Origin of the sequence: Nocardioides sp. (assembly GCF_044226765.1) — a bacterium.
Lineage (GTDB): Bacteria > Actinomycetota > Actinomycetes > Propionibacteriales > Nocardioidaceae > Nocardioides.
Genome location: NZ_JBGAGJ010000005.1, coordinates 274,077 through 292,660, shown reverse-complemented (window position 1 = coordinate 292,660; position 18,584 = coordinate 274,077). Strand labels below are relative to the sequence as shown.

Here is an 18,584-nt window from a genome sequence, read left to right as displayed (position 1 = left end):
GACGACGATCAGGTGCCCGAGGTCTCCCAGAGCACCGCGATGCAGATGTTGGCGACGGTGAGCAGGAGCAGGAGCGCCCAGAGCCCCTGGGAGATCCGCGGCTTGCGCAGGTTCGCCATGGTCAGCACCAGGATCACGAGCGCGATGACGCCCTTGACGGCGATCTTGGTGTTGTTGATCTCGCCGTCGTCGGCCTCGATGACGCCGACCATCAGCAGGCCGGCCACGAAGGCGGTGCCGATGCCGTCGCGCATCAGCGCGTTGACCGACTTCTCGGGGCTGCGCGCCTGCACCAGCAGGCCGCCGAGCAGGGCGGAGAAGCCGAGGATGTGGACGACGAGCAGCAGGTGCTCCAGGAACTCCATGCCCGGATCCTAGGACGTGGCCTCCTGCGTGCGACGACCGCGCCCATCAGATCTGACCACACCCGGACGGCCGTGGGACGCAGCGTCCCCGTCAGAGCAGGCGGCGGTCGGAGGCCCAGCGGGTCAGCTCGTGGCGCGAGGAGAGCTGGAGCTTGCGCAGCACGCTGGACATGTGGGTCTCGACGGTCTTGATGGAGATGAACAGCTCCTTGGCCACCTCCTTGTAGGAGTAGCCGCGGGCGATCAGCCGCATCACCTCACGCTCCCGCTCGGTGAGCCGGTCGAGGTCCTCGTCCACCGCCGCGACGTCGATCGACCCGGAGAAGGCGTCGAGCACGAACCCGGCCAGGCGCGGCGAGAAGACCGCATCGCCCTCCGACACCCGCTGGATGGCCTGCACCAGCTCCGGTCCGGTGATCGTCTTGGTGACGTAGCCGCGCGCGCCGCCGCGGATCGTGCCGATGACGTCCTCGGCCGCGTCCGACACGCTGAGGGCGAGGTAGCGGGTCCCGGGGGACGCACCCGTGGCGGTCACCCTGCGCATCACCTCGGCGCCACCACCCCCGGGCAGGTGCACGTCGAGGAGGACGACGGCGGGCCGGTGGTGGCCGACCGCGGCCACCGCCTCGTCCACGTCCGCGGCCTCGGCGAGCACCTCGACCACCCCGCGGCCCACGCTCTCGAGCTCGGCGCGCACGCCGCGGCGGAACATGGCGTGGTCGTCGACGATGACGACGCTGACCAGGTCACTCATGGCTGTCCTCCTCGAACTGGGGCTGGGCCTGGGGCTGAGCCTCTGGCTGGCGGGCGAGGTGCAGCCGCACCTCGGTGCCCTCGCCGGGGGTCGACCGGACCTCGGCCGTCCCGCCGTGCCGCTGCATGCGGTCCACGATGCTGTGCCGCACGCCGTACCTGTCCGCCGGCACGGCGCCGAGGTCGAAGCCGCTGCCCCGGTCGCGGACGAACACGTCCACGGCCCCCGGGTTCACCTCGGCGTAGACGTCGACGCGCCCGGTGCCCGCGTGCTTGGCGGCGTTGGTGACGGCCTCCCCGGCCGCCTGGACGAGGGGTCGGAGCAGCTCGTCGGAGTCGCAGTCGCCCACCGTGACGACGTCGACGGAGACGGCGTACTCGTCCTCGACGCGTGCGGCGAGGCCGCGCAACGCGCTGGCCAGCGTCCGCTCGTCGGTCGACTCCCCTGCGTAGAGCCAGGCCCGCAGGTCACGCTCCTGGGCGCGGGCCAGCCGCGCGACCGTCGGGCCGTCGTCGGCGTTCTTCTGGATCAGCGCGAGGGTCTGCAGGACCGAGTCGTGCAGGTGGGCCGCCACGTCGGCGCGCTCCTGGGTGCGCACGCGCTCCGCGCGCTCGTCGCTCAGGTCGGAGGCGAGCCGGTAGACCCACGGGCCGATCACGATGCCGAGCCCGACGATGGTGAGCACCGCCGCGACCGTGATGTCGCGCGCCATCGACAGCGACCCACCGTGCACCGAGTAGAGGACGAGGGCGAGGAGCACGAGGAGGACGCCGGCGGCGACGCGGGCGTACGACGCCCAGCCGCCGCTCCCGAACACGACCCGGTAGATGTCGACCCGTCCGCCGCTGTCGAGCCAGCGCTCGCGCTGGGCCTCGTCGGCCTGCCGCCAGAGCAGCCCGATGCCGATGATGCCGATCACCATCGGCCAGAAGACCGCGCCGCGACCCAGGACCGCCTGCAGCAGCAGGATGCCGCCGAGCCCGAGCGCCGCCACGGCGATGACGGGGCCGAGGTCGCCGAGGCGACGGATCCGGCCCGGCCGGCGTCCCCCGCGGGTCGCGCTCTCGATGCCGGGCGCCGCGGTCTCGAAGTGGGTGTCGGCCGGGAGCATCCACCACAGACCGGCGTAGAGGACGACGCCGAGGCCACCGAAGAAGGCCGCCAGGACGAAGCCGGCGCGGACCCAGAGGACCGGCACGGCGAGGTGCCGGGCGAGCCCGGCGCCCACGCCGCCGAAGATCGGCTCCTGGGTGTCGCGCGCCGCGCGCCGGCCACCGAGCGGGACCGGAGCGTCGGCGGCGGTGTGCGGAAGGCTCATGTCCCCTCCATCGTCCCACCAGCGGGGACCCGCCACCATGAGGGCCGACCCCGACCTGACCCTGAGCCCGGGACCGGGTGGCACGACCAGGATCAGGGGCGTCCCCGATGGTCCGGGGCGCCCGGGAGGGACAGGCTGGTGCCATGACCACGACCCCGCCTGCAGCACCCCCTCCCCCGCACGACACCGGCCAGCCCGGTCCGCGGGTCACCGGCGAGGAGGTCCGCGACCTCGGCCGCCTGCGCCGCTCGCGCACCGACCGCAAGGTCGCGGGCGTCGCCGGCGGCCTGGCGCGCCACCTCGACGTCGACCCGCTCGTCCTGCGGGTGGCGTTCGTGGTGCTCGTCTTCTTCGGCGGTGCCGGCCTGATCCTCTACGGCGCCTGCTGGCTGCTGGTGCCCGAGGACGGTGCCATGCGGGCACCTCTGCACCTCGACGAGCGCAGCCGGACCGTGGCGCTGGCCATCATCGGCGCGGTCGCGGCGCTCGCCGTGATCGGCGACTCGTGGGGCGCCTTCTGGTTCCCGTGGCCGATCGCCCTGGTCGCCCTGGTGGCCCTGTGGCTCCTGACGCGCAACAGCACCCCGCCGGCGCCGCCGGTCCCCCCGGCGTACCCGCCGGCCGGCGCGCCGCCGGCCTACGCACCCACGTACGCCGCGGGCCCCCCCTCGACCTACCAGCCGGCCTCGCCCGTGACGCCCCCCTCGCCCGAGGCACCGACCCCGGCGCCGGTCCCGGCGCCGGCGCCGGCACCAGCCGCGCCGAGCTACTACCAGCCGTACGTGCCTCCGCCGCCCGTGCGTCCCCCGAACCCGCGCAGGCGGGGGCCGATCCTGTTCTGGTTCACCCTCGCGCTCCTCGCCCTCGCCGAGGGCGTGCTCGGGATCGTCGACCTGGCCGGCGTGGACGTCGCACCGTCGGCGTACCCGGCGCTGGCCGTGGCGATCTGCGGCGTGATGCTCCTGGTGGGCGCGTTCTACGGTCGCGCCGGCGGGATCATCCTGGTCGGCCTGCTCGCAGCCGGCGTGCTGGCGGTCACGACCGCGGCCGACCGGTGGGAGGGCGACCGGGTCCGTGAGACCCCTGCGTCCGCCTCGGCGGTCGAGAGCCGCTACTGGCTCGACGCCGGCGAGCAGGTGATCGACCTGAGCCGGGTGAGCGACGTGTCGGCCCTGGACGGGCGGCGGATCGAGGTCGAGGGCGGCGTGGGCCGCATCGAGGTCATCCTGCCCACCGAGCTGGGCGCCCGCGTCGTCGCGGACGTCGACGGCCCCGGCCACGTGACCCTCTTCGGGGTCGAGCACGGCGGGATCGACGTCTCCGAGACCGCGTCCGACGGGCCCGTGGATCCCACGGAGCCCCACATCGTCCTCGACACCCACCTGGGTGTCGGCGAGATCGAGGTGAGCCACCGATGAGCACGACCACCACGTCCACCGCCCCCACCGAGCGTCCGACCGGGCGCCACCCCGTGAACGTGGGGCACCTGGTGATGGGCATCGCCTTCCTCGGCATCGTCGGGGTCTGGGCCCTGGTGCAGGGCGAGGTCGTCGCCGGCGGCGACGTGCGCTGGCTGCTCCCGGTCCCCTGGGTCCTCGCCGGCGCCGGCGGCCTGCTGGCCCTGGCCCTCTCCGGCAGCCGCCGGTGGGCCACCCGGCAGACGGGCTGGGTCGAGCCCGCGGCCGGCAGTGCCGGACCGAGCACCCCTACCGAGACCCCTACCGAGACCACGACCGAGACCACGACCGAGACCACCGCATCCACCACCACCGACGGCGACACCGCCGTCATCGAGAGCACCACCGATCCCGAGGAGGAACGATGAACACCACCGACACCCGACGCCTGGTCCGTCGCCGCGACGACCGCATGGTCGCGGGGGTCTGCTCCGGCCTGGCCGACTACCTCGCGGTCGACCCGACGCTGGTCCGGCTGCTGGCCGTGGTCGCCGTGGTGTTCACCGGCGGAACCGCGCTGATCGCCTACCTGGCCGCGTGGATCCTCGTGCCGGAGGTCTGAGAACCCCTTCGCGAGCCGGTGACAGGATGGCCGCCATGAGCACGCCGACCCTGGGCCGACTCGCCACGGTGCCCGCCCTGCAGCGTCCCGATCTGCTCGCCGACCCGGTCGCCGCCGCGCTCCGCGCGTGGCCGCACGCCGACCGGGTCGGCGTCGTCGAGATCGACCCAGCGCTCGCGGACACCGCGGCGCTCGCCGAGGCCTACGACCTCGGCATGGACACCGGCGCGAACTGTGTCGTGGTGGCTGGGAAGCGGGCCGGCGACGAGCGGGTCGCCGCCTGCCTGGTCCGCGCCGACACCCGCGCCGACGTCAACAACCTGGTCCGGCGCACCCTCGACGTCCGCAAGGCGACGTTCCTGTCGATGGACCGCGCGGTCGAGGAGTCGGGCATGGAGTACGGCGGGATCACCCCGGTCGGGCTTCCCGCCGGGTGGCGGCTGCTGGTCGACACCCGGGTTCTGGACGTCCCGGTGGCCGTCATCGGGTCGGGCGTGCGCCGTTCCAAGCTGTTGATCCCCGGCGCGCTCGCTGCCGAGCTGCCGGGTGCGGAGGTCGTCGAGAATCTCGCCGGCTGATCCGGGGTAGAAGTGCTCGCATGGGAGACGAGCGGGCCGGCACCGACGGCAGGGACGAGACCCGCGAGGAGCGGCTCGACCGGTTGTGGAACGACCTCCTCCAGGAGCTTCGCGTCATGCAGACCGGGGCGCAGCTGACCGCGGGGTTCCTGCTCACGCTGCCGTTCCAGCAGAAGTTCGCGACGCTCGACACCGCCCAGCGCGGCCTGTACCTCGGGCTGGTGCTCCTCGCGGCCCTCACGACCGCTCTGGTGCTCGCCCCGGTCGCCATCCACCGGCGCCTGTCGGGTCAGCACGTGAAGGAGCGCATCGTCGGCTCCGCGCACCGGCTCGTCTACGGCGTGCTGACCTGCCTGACCCTCCTGGTGTCCGGCATGGTGATGCTGGTCTTCGACGTCGTCGTGGACCGCACGTACGCCGCGGTGGCCTCGGGGTGCACGCTGCTGGTCCTCGTCCTGCTGCTCGTCGTGCTCCCGGCGCGCCTGACACGGGACCGACCACCGGCGGACCCGACCTTGCGGGCGCCCCGACCGTGACAGTTATGCTGTCACAATGAAGCTCTCCATGCCGCTCATGTACGACGGGAACCCTCGTCAGGCCGCCGACCAGATCATCGGGCTGGAGAAGGCCGGGCTCGACCTGGTCTGGGTCGCCGAGGCCTACGGGTTCGACTCCCCCACGCTGATGGGCTACCTCGCGGCGAAGACCGAGACCATCGAGATCGCCGCCGGCATCATCAACGTCTTCTCCCGCACGCCGAGCGCCATCCTGCAGACCGCCGCGGGCCTCGACAACGTGTCCGGCGGACGGGCCGTCCTCGGCCTCGGCGCCTCGGGCCCGCAGGTGATCGAGGGCTTCCACGGCATCCCCTACGAGCGTCCGCTGGGCCGGACCCGCGAGGTCATCGAGATCGTGCGGATGGGCCTGCGCCGTGAGCCGCTGGTCCACCAGGGCCGCAACTTCACCCTGCCGCTGCCGGCCGACCAGGGGCTCGGTCTCGGCAAGCCGCTGAAGATCCTCACCAAGGTCGAGCGCGACACCATCCCGATCTGGGTGGCAGCACTCGGCGACGCCAACGTCGCGATGACCGCCGAGATCGCCGACGGCTGGCTGCCCCACCTCTTCTACCCAGAGAAGGCCCACGACGTGTGGGGCGACGCCCTCGCCACGGGCACCGCGAAGCGGTCGGCCGACCTCGGGCCGCTCGAGGTCAGCGCCGGCGGCATGGTCGCGATCGGCGAGGGGCCGGAGACCAAGGCCCTGCTCGACTTCGTCCGCCCGATGTACGCGCTCTACGTCGGCGGCATGGGCGCGCGCGGCAAGAACTTCTACAACGACCTCGCCTGCCAGTACGGCTACGAGAAGGAGGCCAAGCAGATCCAGGACCTCTACCTCGACGGCAAGAAGAAGGAGGCCGAGGCGCTGGTCCCGATGGAGTGGCTGGAGGCCGGCAACTTCGTCGGTCCGGAGTCCTACGTCAAGGAGCGGCTGGCGGCGTTCGCGGAAGCCGGGGTGACCACGCTGTCCGTCGTACCGGCCAGCGCCGACCCGACCGCGACGGTCGCCCAGGTCAAGGAGTGGGTGTCCTGATGCCCGAGGCGCCGAGCATCCTCGAGCAGGAGCACGAGGACTTCCGCCAGACCGTCCGCGCCTTCCTCGAGAAGGAGGTCGTCCCCCACCACGCTCAGTGGGAGGCCGATGGTCAGGTCAGCCGCGAGGTGTGGCGCGCGGCCGGCGACCAGGGACTGCTCTGCTTCGACGTCGACGAGCAGTACGGCGGGGCCGGGGTGCAGGACTTCCGCTACAACATGGTGGTCGCGGAGGAGATGTGCCGGGCCGGGGCCAGCGGGCCGGGCTTCCCCGTGCACACCGACATCATCGTCCCCTACATCAGCCAGCTGGGCACCGAGGAGCAGAAGCAGCGCTGGCTCCCGGGCCTCGTCAGCGGTGAGCTGATCTCCGCGATCGCGATGACCGAGCCCGGCGCCGGGTCGGACCTGCAGGGCATCCGCACGTCGGCGGTCGACAAGGGCGATCACTACGTGCTCAACGGCGCCAAGACGTTCATCAGCAACGGGATCCTCTCCGACCTAGTGATCGTCGTGTGCCGCACGAACCCCGACGCCGGCCACCAGGGCATCAGCCTGCTGGTGGTGGAGCGCGGCATGGAGGGCTTCGAGCGCGGCCGCAACCTCGACAAGGTGGGGATGAAGGCCCAGGACACCGCCGAGCTGTTCTTCGACGACGTCCTCGTGCCGAAGGAGAACCTGCTGGGCCAGGAGGGCTCCGGCTTCATCTCGCTGATGATGAACCTGCCCCAGGAGCGCATCTCGATCGCGGTGATGGCGGTCGCCGCGGTCGAGCAGATGCTGGCGCTGTCGCTCGAGTACGCCAAGGGCCGCGAGGCCTTCGGCAAGCCGATCGGCAGCTTCCAGCACAACCGGTTCCTGCTCGCCGAGATGGCCACCGAGGCCCACATCGCCCGCGTCTTCGTCAACGACTGCGTCCAGCGACTGAACGCCGGGCAGGTCGACACGTCGCTCGCCTCGATGGCGAAGTGGTGGACGACCGAGCTGCAGAAGAAGGTCACCGACCAGGCGGTCCAGCTGCACGGCGGCTACGGCTACATGCTGGAGTACCCGGTCGCCAAGGCGTTCCTCGACGGCCGGATCCAGACGATCTACGGCGGCACCACCGAGATCCAGAAGGAGATCATCGGGCGCAGCCTGGGGGTCTAGCTGCGAGCGGTCCGGCAGACCACCGGGGACCCGGGTTGTCTGCACATCGCTCCCGGCGGCTGGACCGCAGCTCTACCCTGTGACCCATGACACACCCCGCGGACACCCCCGTCGCTCCCGAGATCGACCCCGAGATCGCCGCCGAGCGGGCACGCGTGCAGGCCCAGGTCGAGGGGCGCACCCTCGTGCACGCGCTGGCTGATACCGCCCGCGAGCACGCCGACCAGCCGGCGTACTCCGACCGGCACCACACCGCCGAGGGTGAGAGCTGGCGGACCCTGACCTGGCAGGAGACGCGTGAGCGCGCCCTCGACGTGGCCGCCGCGCTCATCGAGCTGGGCGTCGCCACCGGCGACACGGTCGCGATCATGGCGACCAACCGGACCGAGCACTTCCTCGCCGACATGGGCGCCGTCCACGCGGCCGCCACGCCGATGTCCATCTACAACACGCTGTCGCCCGAGCAGGTCGCCTACGTCGCCGCCCACGCGCTGCCCACCGTGGTCTTCCTCGAGACCGCCGACCACCGCACCCGCTGGGAGAGGGCGCTCGCCGAGGTCGACAGCGTCCGGCGCGTCGTCATGCTCGACGACGACTGGGCGTCGCTGGTGGAGGCCGGTGCGGCGTACCGGGCCGCGCACCCCGGCGTCGTCGAGGCCCGGGCCGCCGAGCTCAGGCCCCACTCCCCCGCGACCATCCTCTACACCTCGGGGACCACCGGGAACCCCAAGGGCGTCGTGCTCACCCACCACAACGTGCTCTACGAGGCCATCTCCACCCAGGAGAACGCCGGCCTGATGGATCCCCAGCGCACCGTGAGCTACCTGCCGCTGGCCCACATCGCGGAGCGGGTGCTGGGCCTCTACGGCCCCCAGATCCAGGGCAGCCACGTGCACGCGATCGGCGACCCGGCCGAGCTGCTCGCGACGCTCGGCGAGGTCCACCCCACGGCGTTCTTCGGGGTGCCGCGCGTGTGGGAGAAGATCAAGACCGGGCTGTCGGCCAGGCTCGCCGCCGACCCCGACCCCGCCAACCGCGAGATGGTCGAGGGCGCCATGGCCGCGGCGCTGGCCTGGGTCGAGGCCCAGGAGGTGGGCGGGACCATGACGCCCGAGATCGAGCAGGCCTACCAGCAGGCCGAGGAGCAGATCCTCGGGCTGCTGCGCCTGCTGCTCGGCCTCGACCAGGTCACCTGGGCGGGCTCGGCCGCCGCACCGATGCCGCTGGACGTCGCGAAGTTCATGGCCGGGCTCGGGTTGAAGGTCTTCGACGTCTACGGCATGACCGAGACCTGCGGCGCGGTGACCGCCAACGGGCCGACCGGGTTCAAGCTCGGCACCGTGGGCAGGGCCAACCCCGGCATGGAGATCAAGCTCGGCGAGGACGGCGAGATCCTGGTCCGCGGCCCGGTCAACACCCCCGGCTACCACCGGCAGGACGACGCCACCCGCGCGCTGATCGACGAGGACGGCTGGGTGCACACCGGTGACATCGGCACCCTCGACGACGACGGGTTCTTCGCCGTGGTGGACCGCAAGAAGGAGCTGATCATCACCTCCGCGGGCAAGAACATCGCCCCGTCGAACATCGAGAACTACCTCAAGGAGTCGCCGATCATCGGCCACGCGATGGCGATCGGGGACGCCCGGCCGTACGTCGTCGCCGTGCTCACCCTCGACGGCGAGATCGCACCCGTCATGGCCCAGCAGATGGGCATCGAGTTCACCGACCTCGCCGACCTCGCTCAGAAGCCGGAGATCCTCGCGATGGCCCAGGCCGCGGTCGACGCCGCGAACGAGCGGCTCTCGCGGCCGGAGCAGGTCAAGTCCTTCGAGCTGCTGCCGGTCGAGTGGACAGCGGAGTCCGAGGAGCTCACCCCGACGCTCAAGCTCAAGCGGCGCGTGGTCAACCAGAAGTACGCCGACGTGGTCGACCGCCTGTACGGCTGACCACCCGTCCAGACATACCAGGCACCAGGGCCGTCCGACCCTCGACCGGGGTGCGGCCTCCCCACTAGGTTCGAGAGGACAGCACGGGGGGGCTGGGAGGTCGGGGCGGTGGACGACGTGGTGGCACGTCCGGTCGCGCGCGCCTGGGAGCTGACGGGCGGCGACCTGCACGACCGCGGGGTCGCCGAGGCCGTCCGGGCCGAGTTCATCCCCCTCCTCGCGGAGCTGCCGGGCCACCTCGGTGCGATCCTGCTCGTGGACCGCGGCCGCCGGCTCATGCGGGGGGTTTCGTTCTGGACCGATCCCGATGCACGGAACGCCGCGGGCACCATCCTCGCCCCGCGCATCGAGGTCGCCATCGAGGTGTCGCAGGCCACCTTCCGCGGGACGTGGCTCTTCGACGTCGGCTTCAGCCGGTTCCGTGGCAAGGCGCGGGTCGACTCGGACGGGGCGGCGGAGGAGATCGACCCGATGCTGGTCCGGGTCGCCGTGTTCGAGGACGGGACCGCCGCGGAGCCGGCGATGGTCGACCTGTTCCGGTCGCACCTGGCCACCACCACCGACCTGCCGGGGTGCCTCGGGTCGCTGATGCTGGTGGACCGGGACCGGGCGACGGTGATCGCGGGAAGCATGTGGACCGACGCGGACGCGGCGGAGCGCACCAAGGCGCTCGCCGCCGACTCGTTCCGGGCCATCGTCGAGGCGACCGGGTCGACGTCGCCTGCCACCCAGATGGGCACGTTCGAGGTGCTGGAGAACCGACCGATCCCTCGACTCGTCTGAGCCGGCGGTGACGCCCGGCGAGACGTGCCCGGGCGATGAGTTCTCCTCCCTCGAGGAGTCGAAGTCAGGGAAGACCCCGATGCCGACTGTCCCCGCCCCCTGAGAGAGTTCCTCCCATGCACCGTCAGATCGCCGGCAAGCTCACCGGTCGGGTCACCAAGTGGCTCGTGCTCGTCTTCTGGATCGTCGCGCTCGGCGTGCTCGGGTCCTTGTCGTCCAAGCTCGCGGACGTGCAGAACAACGAGGCGTCCTCGTGGCTGCCCGGCAGCGCGGAGTCCACCGAGGTGTCCAACGAGCTCGCCTCGACCGTCGACCCGAACGACATCCCGACCCTGGTCATCTACTACCGCTCGTCGGGCCTCACCGACGCCGACAAGGCGGCGATCGACCAGCAGGCCCAGGAGCTCTCCGGCGTCGACGGTGTCGTCGAGGGCACCGTGCTGACCCCGACCCAGGCGGCGGAGGCCGGCTACGGCGGCGTCTCCGAGGACGGCCAGGTCGCGGTCACCGCCCTGACGTTCAACTTCGGCTCCGACGGGTGGAACTCCATCCCGGCGGCCGCCGACCAGATCCGTGACATCGCCCAGATCGACGGGGTCACCGTCCACCTGGGCGGCTACGGCGGGCAGGCGGCCGACGCCGCGGAGGTGTTCTCGGGGGTCGACACGACGCTCATCCTCGGCGCTCTCCTGGTGGTCATCGTCATCCTGCTGTTCACCTACCGCAGCCCGATCCTGTGGATCCTCCCGATCTTCAGCGTGGTCGTCGCCTACAGCGTCTCCGGTGGCGTGGTCTACCTGCTCGCCAAGTACGCGGACCTGACGGTCAACGGGCAGAGCCAAGCGATCCTGGGCATCCTCGTCATCGGCGCCGGGACGGACTACGCGCTGCTCCTCGTCGCCCGATATCGCGAGGAGCTGCGGCGTCACGAGGACCGGCACGAGGCGATGGCATTCGCCCTGCACCGGGCGGCGCCCGCGATCTTCGCGAGCGCCTCCACCGTCGTGGTCGGCATGCTCTGCCTCCTGCTCGCCGAGCTCAACTCCACCGCCGGACTCGGGCCGGTCAACGCCGTCGGCATCGCGGTCACCTTCCTGGTGATGGTCACCCTGCTGCCCGCGCTGCTGGTGATCTTCGGGCGCTGGATCTTCTGGCCCAAGCGCCCGCACTTCGGCTCCGTCGAGCCGAACACGACCGGCTTCTGGTCCAAGGTCGGCGCGTCGATCGCGCCGCGCCCCCGCAGGGTGTGGGTGGTGACGGCCGGGCTGCTGCTGGTCGCCTGCCTCGGCGTGCTCAAGATCGACGCCGGCGGCATGTCGACCGAGGACGGCTACACCAAGGAGTTCGACGCGATCAAGGGCCAGAAGGTGCTCGCCGCCCACGGCCTGACCGACAGCTCCAACACGATCCAGGTCGTCACCAACACCGACCAGGCCGACGCCGTCACCCAGTCCCTCGACGGCGTGCCCGGCCTGGGCGCCCCGACGCCGGCCCAGCCGATCTCCGACACGCGCTCCTACTTCGAGGCACCGATCCAGGCCGACGTGTCGTCTCGGGCGGCCTACGACACGGTCCAGGCCAGTCGCGAAGCGGTCCATGCCGTGCCCGGGGCCGACGCCCGGGTCGGCGGCGGGTCCGCGTTCTACCTCGACACCAAGGAGGCGTCGAACCGGGACAACCGGGTGATCATCCCGACGGTGCTGCTGGTCGTGCTGCTGATCCTCATCTTCCTGCTCCGGGCCCTCGCGTCCCCGCTGATCCTGATGGGCACGGTGGTGCTGTCCTTCGGGGCGGCCATGGGGATCTCGGCGCTGGTCTTCGACTACCTCGCCCCGCTGGTCACCGACCACTGGCCCGAGGGGGTGCAGGTGGACCCGGGCTTCCCGCTGTTCGCCTTCGTCTTCCTGGTCGCCCTGGGGATCGACTACAACATCTTCCTGATGACCCGGGTGCGGGAGGAGACCGCGACCCACGGCACCCGCCGGGGATCGCTGATCGCCCTCAGCTCGACCGGTGGCGTGATCACCTCGGCCGGCATCGTGCTCGCAGCGACGTTCATGGTGCTCGCGTCGATCCCCTTCGTGTTCCTCGCCGAGCTGGGCGTCGCCGTGGCGATCGGGGTGCTGCTCGACACGATGATCGTCCGCTCGGTGCTGGTGACGGCGATCAACCTCGACCTCGGCGGCAAGATCTGGTGGCCCAGCGCGTTGGACCGCAAGCCGCCGGTCGAGCCCCCGACCGAGCCACCGACCGAGCCGACCGCGGAGGAGCCGGAGTCCGTGCCGGTGGGGTGAGCGTCACCCCGCGGAACCGTCCCGGCCGCGGGACGGTCCTGGGATAGTCGTGGCATGCACCGTCAGATCGCCGGCAAGCTCACCGGTCGGGTCACCAAGTGGCTCGTCGTCGCCTTCTGGCTCGTCGCCGTCGCCGGCCTCGGCTCGTTCGCCGGCAAGCTGAGCACCGTCCAGGACAACCAGTCGTCGTCCTGGTTGCCCGCCAGCTCCGAGGCGACCCGAGCGCTGGCGAAGCTCGACGCGTTCCAGAGCCCGAACGCGATCCCGACCACGATCGTCTACCACCGCGACGGTGGACTCACCGACGCCGACTTCACCGCCATCGGCCAGCAGGCACAGGAGCTGCAGGGCCTCGACGGCGTCGAGGGTCAGGTCGTCGCCGCCCCCGACGCCGCCCAGGGAGCGGCGATGGGTCTGGTCTCGCAGGACGGCCAGGTGTCGCAGACCATCGTCACCTTCGACCTCGGCACCGACGGCTGGAACAAGATGCCGGACCTCGCCGACCAGATCCGGTCGATCACGGCGATCGACGGGGCCGACGTCTACGTCGCCGGTCCCGGCGGCCAGGCCGCCGACTCCGCCGACGCGTTCGAGGGGCTCGACAGCACGCTGCTGTTCGCCACCGTCGGGGTCGTCATCGTCATCTTGCTGATCACCTACCGCAGCCCCCTGCTCTGGCTGCTGCCGGTGATCTCGGCCGGCGTCGCGCTGACCACCGCGCAGGCGGTCGTCTACTTCCTGGCCAAGTACGCCGACCTCACGGTCAACGGGCAGAGCCAGGGCATCTTGACGGTGCTGGTCTTCGGCGCCGGCACCGACTACGCCCTGCTCCTCGTGGCGCGCTACCGCGAGGAGCTCCGGCGCCACGAGGACCGGCACGAGGCGATGGCGTTCGCCCTCCACCGGGCCGCCCCGGCCATCGTCGCGAGCGCCTCCACCGTCATCGTCGGGATGCTCTGCCTGACCTTCGCCGAGATGAGCTCCACCGCAGGCCTCGGGCCGGTCGCGGCCATCGGCATCGCGGTCGGCCTGCTGGTGATGATCACGCTGCTACCGGCGCTCCTGGTCATCGCCGGCCGCTGGATCTTCTGGCCGCAGCGGCCGACGTTCGGTTCCCACGAGCCGACCACGACCGGCTTCTGGTCCCGCGTCGGCCGGCGGATCGCGCCGGCGCCCCGCCGGGTCTGGGTCGTGACCAGCATCCTGCTCGCCGTCGCGTCGCTCGGGGTCTTCGCGATCGACCACAACGGCCTCTCCAGCGACGACCAGTACACCCAGAAGGTCGAGTCGGCCCAGGGACAGGCCGTGATCCGCGACCACGGGCTGGCCGACCAGTCCAACCCGGTGATGGTGGTGGCCAACGCCGACCAGGCCGACGCGGTCCTGGCGGCGATGACCGGCGTGCAGGGCGTCGGCACCCCCACCCCGCCCCAGGTGAAGGGCGGCGTCGCCTACATCAGCGCGCCGCTGGAGGGGGACGCCACGTCTCCGCAGTCGTTCGCGGCCGTCGAGCGCGTCCGGGACGCGGTGCACGCCGTCCCGGGGGCCGACGCCCTGGTCGGCGGCTCGTCCGCGATCTTCCTCGACGTCGAGCACGCCTCGAGCCGGGACAACAAGGTGATCATCCCCCTGGTGCTGCTGGCGGTCTTCGTGATCTTGATGCTGCTGCTGCGTGCGGTGCTCTCACCTCTGCTGCTGATCGCGACCGTGGTGCTCTCCTTCGGTGCTGCGCTCGGCCTGTCGTCGCTGCTGTTCGAGTACGTCTTGTCCAACCTGTCCGCGGTGTTCCCCAACGGGGAGGGCTTCCACCACGCCGACGCCTCGCTGCCGCTGTTCGTGTTCGTGTTCCTGGTCGCGCTCGGCATCGACTACAACATCTTCTTGATGACCCGGGTCCGGGAGGAGACCGTGACCCGCGGCACCCGCCCGGCCTCGCTGGTCGCCCTGGGCGCCACCGGTGGCGTCATCACGTCCGCGGGTGTCGTGCTGGCGGCGACCTTCCTGGTGCTGTGCACCATGCCGCTGGTCGCGTTCGTCGAGATCGGGGTCACGGTCGCGGTCGGCGTCCTCCTCGACACCCTCATCGTCCGGTCGGTGCTGGTGACTGCGATCAACCTCGACCTCGGCGGTCGCATCTGGTGGCCGAGCGCCCTGGACCGCAGGCCCCCCATCCAGCCCGCGGAGCCCACGGAGGAGGACGAGGCGGTCCCGGCTAGCCTCTAGCCATGTCTGCGGGCGAGAACGAGCGGCCCACCCCCCAGCAGGTACGCCGCGCGCTGGCGCGTGCCGAGCGTGGTGCCGCACTGGACGTCGGTGAGGCCGCGGTCCTGCTGGCTGCGACCGGCGAGGACCTGGACCGGCTGACGGCCGTCGCCGCGCGGGTGCGTGACGCGGGCCTGGTCGCCGCCGGGCGGGTGGTCGAGGGGCGGGGCGTGGTGACGTACTCGCCGAAGGTCTTCATCCCGGTGACGCGGCTGTGCCGGGACCGCTGCCACTACTGCACGTTCGTGGAGACCCCGGCCCAGGCCACGCGCGAGGGGCGAGCGCCGTACCTCTCCCCCGACGAGATCCTCTCGATCGCCGCCCAGGGCGCCGAGCTGGGGTGCCTGGAGGCGCTGTTCACGTTGGGTGACCGCCCCGAGGACCGGTGGCCCGAGGCGCAGGCGTGGCTGGACGAGCAGGGCTACGACTCGACGCTGGCCTACGTCCGCGCGATGGCCGTGCGGGTGCTGGAGGAGACCGGCCTGCTGCCCCACCTCAACCCCGGCGTGATGTCGTGGGAGGAGATGAACCGGCTCAAGCCGGTCTCGCCCTCGATGGGGATGATGCTCGAGACCACCTCGCGCCGGCTGTACGAGACCAAGGGGCTGGCTCACCACGGGTCGCCGGACAAGGACCCCGCGGTGCGGCTGCGGGTGCTCGAGGACGCCGGCCGGCTGTCCATCCCCTTCACCACCGGTCTGCTGGTCGGCATCGGCGAGACGCTGGCGGAGCGGGCCGAGACGATCTTCGCGCTGCGGGCCACGATGAAGGCGTACGGCGCGGTGCAGGAGGTCATCGTCCAGAACTTCCGCGCCAAGCCCGACACCGCGATGCGCCACGCGGACGACCTCGACCTCGACGAGTACCGCGCCGCGATCGCGGTCACCCGGGTCGTGCTCGGCCCCAAGGCCCGGGTCCAGGCTCCACCCAACCTGGTCGACCTCGAGGAGTGCCGGCAGCTGCTGGCAGCCGGCGTGGACGACTGGGGCGGGGTCTCCCCGCTCACGCCCGACCACGTGAACCCCGAGCGACCCTGGCCGTCGCTGGAGCGGCTGCGGTCGATCACGACCGAGTGCGGGTTCGAGCTCGCCGCCCGGCTCACCGTGCACCCGGAGTACGTGCGGCAGGGCGAACCGTGGCTCGACCCGCGCGTGTCCGCGCACGTCGCCGCGCTGGCGACCGACGAGGGCCTCGCGAAGCCCGGCGTGCGTCCGGTCGGCCTGCCGTGGCAGGAGCCGGACGGTGGGTTCGCCTCCGTCGGCCGCACCGATCTGTTCGCCGCGGTCGACACCGAGGGGCGGACCGAGGACCGGCGCTCCGACTTCGCCGACGTCTACGGCGACTGGGACACCATCAAGGAGGCGGCCGGACGGATAGTCCCTGACGATCGAGTGGTCGGCAGCCCTCGATCGGCACTCGATCGTCAGGGACTATCCGCCCTCCGGGCGGCCGAGAAGGATCCGGGGAACCTGTCCGACGAGCACGCGCTCACGTTGATGACCGCCGAGGGATCGCTGCTGGAGCAGGTCTGCCGGCTGGCCGACGACCTGCGCCGCGAGACCGTCGGCGACGAGGTCACCTACGTGGTCAACCGCAACATCAACTTCACCAACGTCTGCTACGTCGGCTGCCGGTTCTGCGCGTTCGCCCAGCGCCGTACCGACGCCGACGCCTACTCGCTGTCCCTGGACGAGGTCGCCGACCGCGCCGCCGAGGCCTGGGACCTCGGGGCCACCGAGGTGTGCATGCAGGGCGGCATCGACCCCGAGCTGCCCGCCACGGCGTACTTCGACCTCGTCGCGGCCGTCAAGCAGCGGGTCCCCGAGATGCACGTGCACGCCTTCTCCCCCATGGAGGTCGTCAACGGCACCGCCCGCACCGGGCTGTCCATCGAGGACTTCCTGATCAAGGCCCGCGAGGCCGGTCTCGGCTCGCTGCCCGGCACCGCCGCGGAGATCCTCGACGACGAGGTCCGCTGGGTCCTGACCAAGGGCAAGCTGCCCACCCGCACCTGGATCGAGGTCGTCACCACCGCCCACCGCGTCGGCATCCCGACCACCTCCACGATGATGTACGGCCACGTCGACAACCCGCGGCACTGGGTCGGCCACCTCCGCGTCCTGTCGAAGATCCAGGACGAGACAGCAGGGTTCACCGAGTTCGTCCCCCTGCCGTTCGTGCACACCTCCGCGCCGATCTACCTCGCCGGCGTCGCCCGCCCCGGCCCCACCCTGCGCGACAACCTCGCCGTCCACGCGATGGCCCGCATCCTGCTGCACGGCCGGATCCCCAACATCCAGACCTCCTGGGTCAAGCTCGGAGTCGACGGCACCCGCGCCATGCTCCGGGCCGGCGCCAACGACCTCGGCGGCACCCTGATGGAGGAGACCATCTCCCGCATGGCCGGCTCCGAGCACGGCTCCGCCAAGACCGTCGCCGAGCTCGTCGACATCGGCGCCGGCATCGGCCGCCCCGTCGTCGAGCGCACCACCACCTACGGCCGTCGGTAGCCCCCCACGAGCGCGGCGACCTGGCGGGCGATCTCGAGGTCCTCGCGGGCCTCGACGACGACGACGCCGTCCCCGACGACCGCGTCACCGGCGGCGGTGTCGTTGCGCCCGTCGACGCGCACGTCAAGGTGCGCCAGGCTCCCGACGACGGCCGAGCGCAGCTCGGGTGCGTGCTCGCCGATGCCCCCGGTGAAGACCAGGACGTCGAGCCCACCGGCGGCCGCGGCCATCGCGCCGGCCTCCCGCACCAGCCGGTGGACGTAGACGTCGAGGGCCAGGGCGGCGTCGGCGTCGCCGGCGTCCCGCGCCCGGCGTACCTCCTGGAAGTCGCCGGACGTGCCGGAGAGGCCGCGCAGGCCGGACTCCCGGTCGAGCGCCTCGTCGAGGTCGTCGGGGCTGACCCCCTCGCGGCGCAGCAGGTGGAGCAGCAGGCCGGGGTCGACCGAGCCGCTGCGGGTCTGCATGACCAGGCCCTCCAGCGGGGTGAACCCCATCGTCGTGTCCACCGACCGGCCACCGCGCACGGCGCACAACGACGCGCCGCCACCGAGGTGGCAGGTGACCATCCGCAGGTCCTCCACCGGTCGGCCGACCAGCTCGGCGGCCCGGCGCGACGCCCAGCCGTGGGACAGTCCGTGGAACCCGTAGCGACGCAGGCGCCACCGCTCGTTCCACGCCCGTGGCAGGGCGTACGTCGCCGCAGCGGCCGGGATCGTGGTGTGGAAGGCGGTGTCGAAGCAGGCGACCACCGGCACCCCCGGGTGCCGGTCGAGCAGCTCCCGCGCCGCCCGGAGCGCCGGGGGGTTGTGCAGCGGCGCCAGGTCCGAGACCCGGTCCAGGTCCGCGAGCAGCTCCTCGTCGACGAGTGCCGCCTCGGTATGGTCCGGGCCGCCGTGGACGAAGCGGACGCCGACGGCGTCGTACGGACCGCCGTCGTCGTCGACCGCCCGGCCGTCATGCACCAGGGTGACCTTGAGGCTGCTGGACCCGGGGTTGACGACCAGGATCCGCACC

Annotated in this window: 16 protein-coding genes; 12 read left to right on the top strand and 4 right to left on the bottom strand. The window is 71.9% G+C overall.

Going from position 1 to position 18,584, the window contains the following annotated elements; genetic code table 11:
* Window positions 1-8: 8 nt before the first annotated feature.
* The 3 genes from ACILRH_RS13475 to ACILRH_RS13465 all read right to left on the bottom strand — a co-directional run bounded on the left by ACILRH_RS13475 (window position 9) and on the right by ACILRH_RS13465 (window position 2,437).
* Window positions 9-365, bottom strand: coding sequence for a hypothetical protein (locus ACILRH_RS13475; protein WP_395694066.1), 357 nt, complete (start codon window positions 363-365; stop codon window positions 9-11).
* A gap of 91 nt (window positions 366-456) precedes the next feature.
* Entirely contained in the window at window positions 457-1,119 is a 663-nt protein-coding gene (locus ACILRH_RS13470) for a LuxR C-terminal-related transcriptional regulator (protein WP_395694064.1), read from the bottom strand.
* Entirely contained in the window at window positions 1,112-2,437 is a 1,326-nt protein-coding gene (locus ACILRH_RS13465) for a PspC domain-containing protein (protein ID WP_395694062.1), read from the bottom strand. Before ACILRH_RS13465 ends, ACILRH_RS13470 begins: the two co-directional genes overlap by 8 nt.
* A 143-nt stretch (window positions 2,438-2,580) precedes the next feature.
* Here ACILRH_RS13465 and ACILRH_RS13460 point away from each other — a divergent pair, with 143 nt between their 5' ends.
* The 12 genes from ACILRH_RS13460 (at window position 2,581) to ACILRH_RS13405 (ending at window position 17,570) form a co-directional block, all read left to right on the top strand.
* A complete protein-coding gene (locus tag ACILRH_RS13460; protein WP_395694060.1) occupies window positions 2,581-3,855 on the top strand; it encodes a PspC domain-containing protein in 1,275 nt (424 codons plus the stop codon).
* The gene (locus ACILRH_RS13455; protein WP_395694058.1) at window positions 3,852-4,262 is read left to right on the top strand and encodes a hypothetical protein; all 411 of its coding nucleotides are present in this window, start codon (window positions 3,852-3,854) and stop codon (window positions 4,260-4,262) included. The genes ACILRH_RS13460 and ACILRH_RS13455 overlap by 4 nt, the downstream gene beginning before the upstream one ends.
* A complete protein-coding gene (locus ACILRH_RS13450) occupies window positions 4,259-4,456 on the top strand; it encodes a PspC domain-containing protein (protein ID WP_395694057.1) in 198 nt (65 codons plus the stop codon). The genes ACILRH_RS13455 and ACILRH_RS13450 overlap by 4 nt, the downstream gene beginning before the upstream one ends.
* A gap of 35 nt (window positions 4,457-4,491) precedes the next feature.
* Window positions 4,492-5,034, top strand: a complete 543-nt coding sequence (locus ACILRH_RS13445; protein ID WP_395694055.1) for a YbaK/EbsC family protein — start codon at window positions 4,492-4,494, stop codon at window positions 5,032-5,034.
* A gap of 20 nt (window positions 5,035-5,054) precedes the next feature.
* Complete coding sequence (locus ACILRH_RS13440; protein ID WP_395694054.1) at window positions 5,055-5,570, top strand: DUF6328 family protein; 516 nt, start codon at window positions 5,055-5,057, stop codon at window positions 5,568-5,570.
* A gap of 16 nt (window positions 5,571-5,586) precedes the next feature.
* Entirely contained in the window at window positions 5,587-6,624 is a 1,038-nt protein-coding gene (locus ACILRH_RS13435; protein ID WP_395694053.1) for an LLM class F420-dependent oxidoreductase, read from the top strand.
* Window positions 6,624-7,772 (top strand): acyl-CoA dehydrogenase family protein, encoded by a 1,149-nt coding sequence (locus ACILRH_RS13430; protein ID WP_395694051.1) that lies wholly within the window; start codon window positions 6,624-6,626, stop codon window positions 7,770-7,772. Before ACILRH_RS13435 ends, ACILRH_RS13430 begins: the two co-directional genes overlap by 1 nt.
* A gap of 86 nt (window positions 7,773-7,858) precedes the next feature.
* Entirely contained in the window at window positions 7,859-9,721 is a 1,863-nt protein-coding gene (locus tag ACILRH_RS13425) for an AMP-dependent synthetase/ligase (RefSeq protein ID WP_395694049.1), read from the top strand.
* Window positions 9,722-9,829: 108 nt separating this feature from the next.
* Window positions 9,830-10,504, top strand: a complete 675-nt coding sequence (locus ACILRH_RS13420) for a hypothetical protein (RefSeq protein WP_395694048.1) — start codon at window positions 9,830-9,832, stop codon at window positions 10,502-10,504.
* Window positions 10,505-10,620: 116 nt separating this feature from the next.
* Window positions 10,621-12,798, top strand: a complete 2,178-nt coding sequence (locus tag ACILRH_RS13415; RefSeq protein WP_395694046.1) for an MMPL family transporter — start codon at window positions 10,621-10,623, stop codon at window positions 12,796-12,798.
* Window positions 12,799-12,852: 54 nt separating this feature from the next.
* Window positions 12,853-15,021, top strand: coding sequence for an MMPL family transporter (locus ACILRH_RS13410; protein WP_395694044.1), 2,169 nt, complete (start codon window positions 12,853-12,855; stop codon window positions 15,019-15,021).
* 2 nt (window positions 15,022-15,023) lie between these two features.
* Window positions 15,024-17,570: a bifunctional FO biosynthesis protein CofGH gene (locus ACILRH_RS13405; RefSeq protein ID WP_395694042.1), complete on the top strand. Its 2,547-nt coding sequence runs from the start codon at window positions 15,024-15,026 to the stop codon at window positions 17,568-17,570.
* On the opposite strand, the gene ACILRH_RS13400 is transcribed toward ACILRH_RS13405, so the two are convergent.
* Window positions 17,555-18,583, bottom strand: a complete 1,029-nt coding sequence (locus ACILRH_RS13400; protein ID WP_395694040.1) for an acetate/propionate family kinase — start codon at window positions 18,581-18,583, stop codon at window positions 17,555-17,557. The two genes, ACILRH_RS13405 and ACILRH_RS13400, sit on opposite strands and share 16 nt — an antisense overlap.
* Between the last annotated feature and the right edge of the window lies 1 nt (window position 18,584).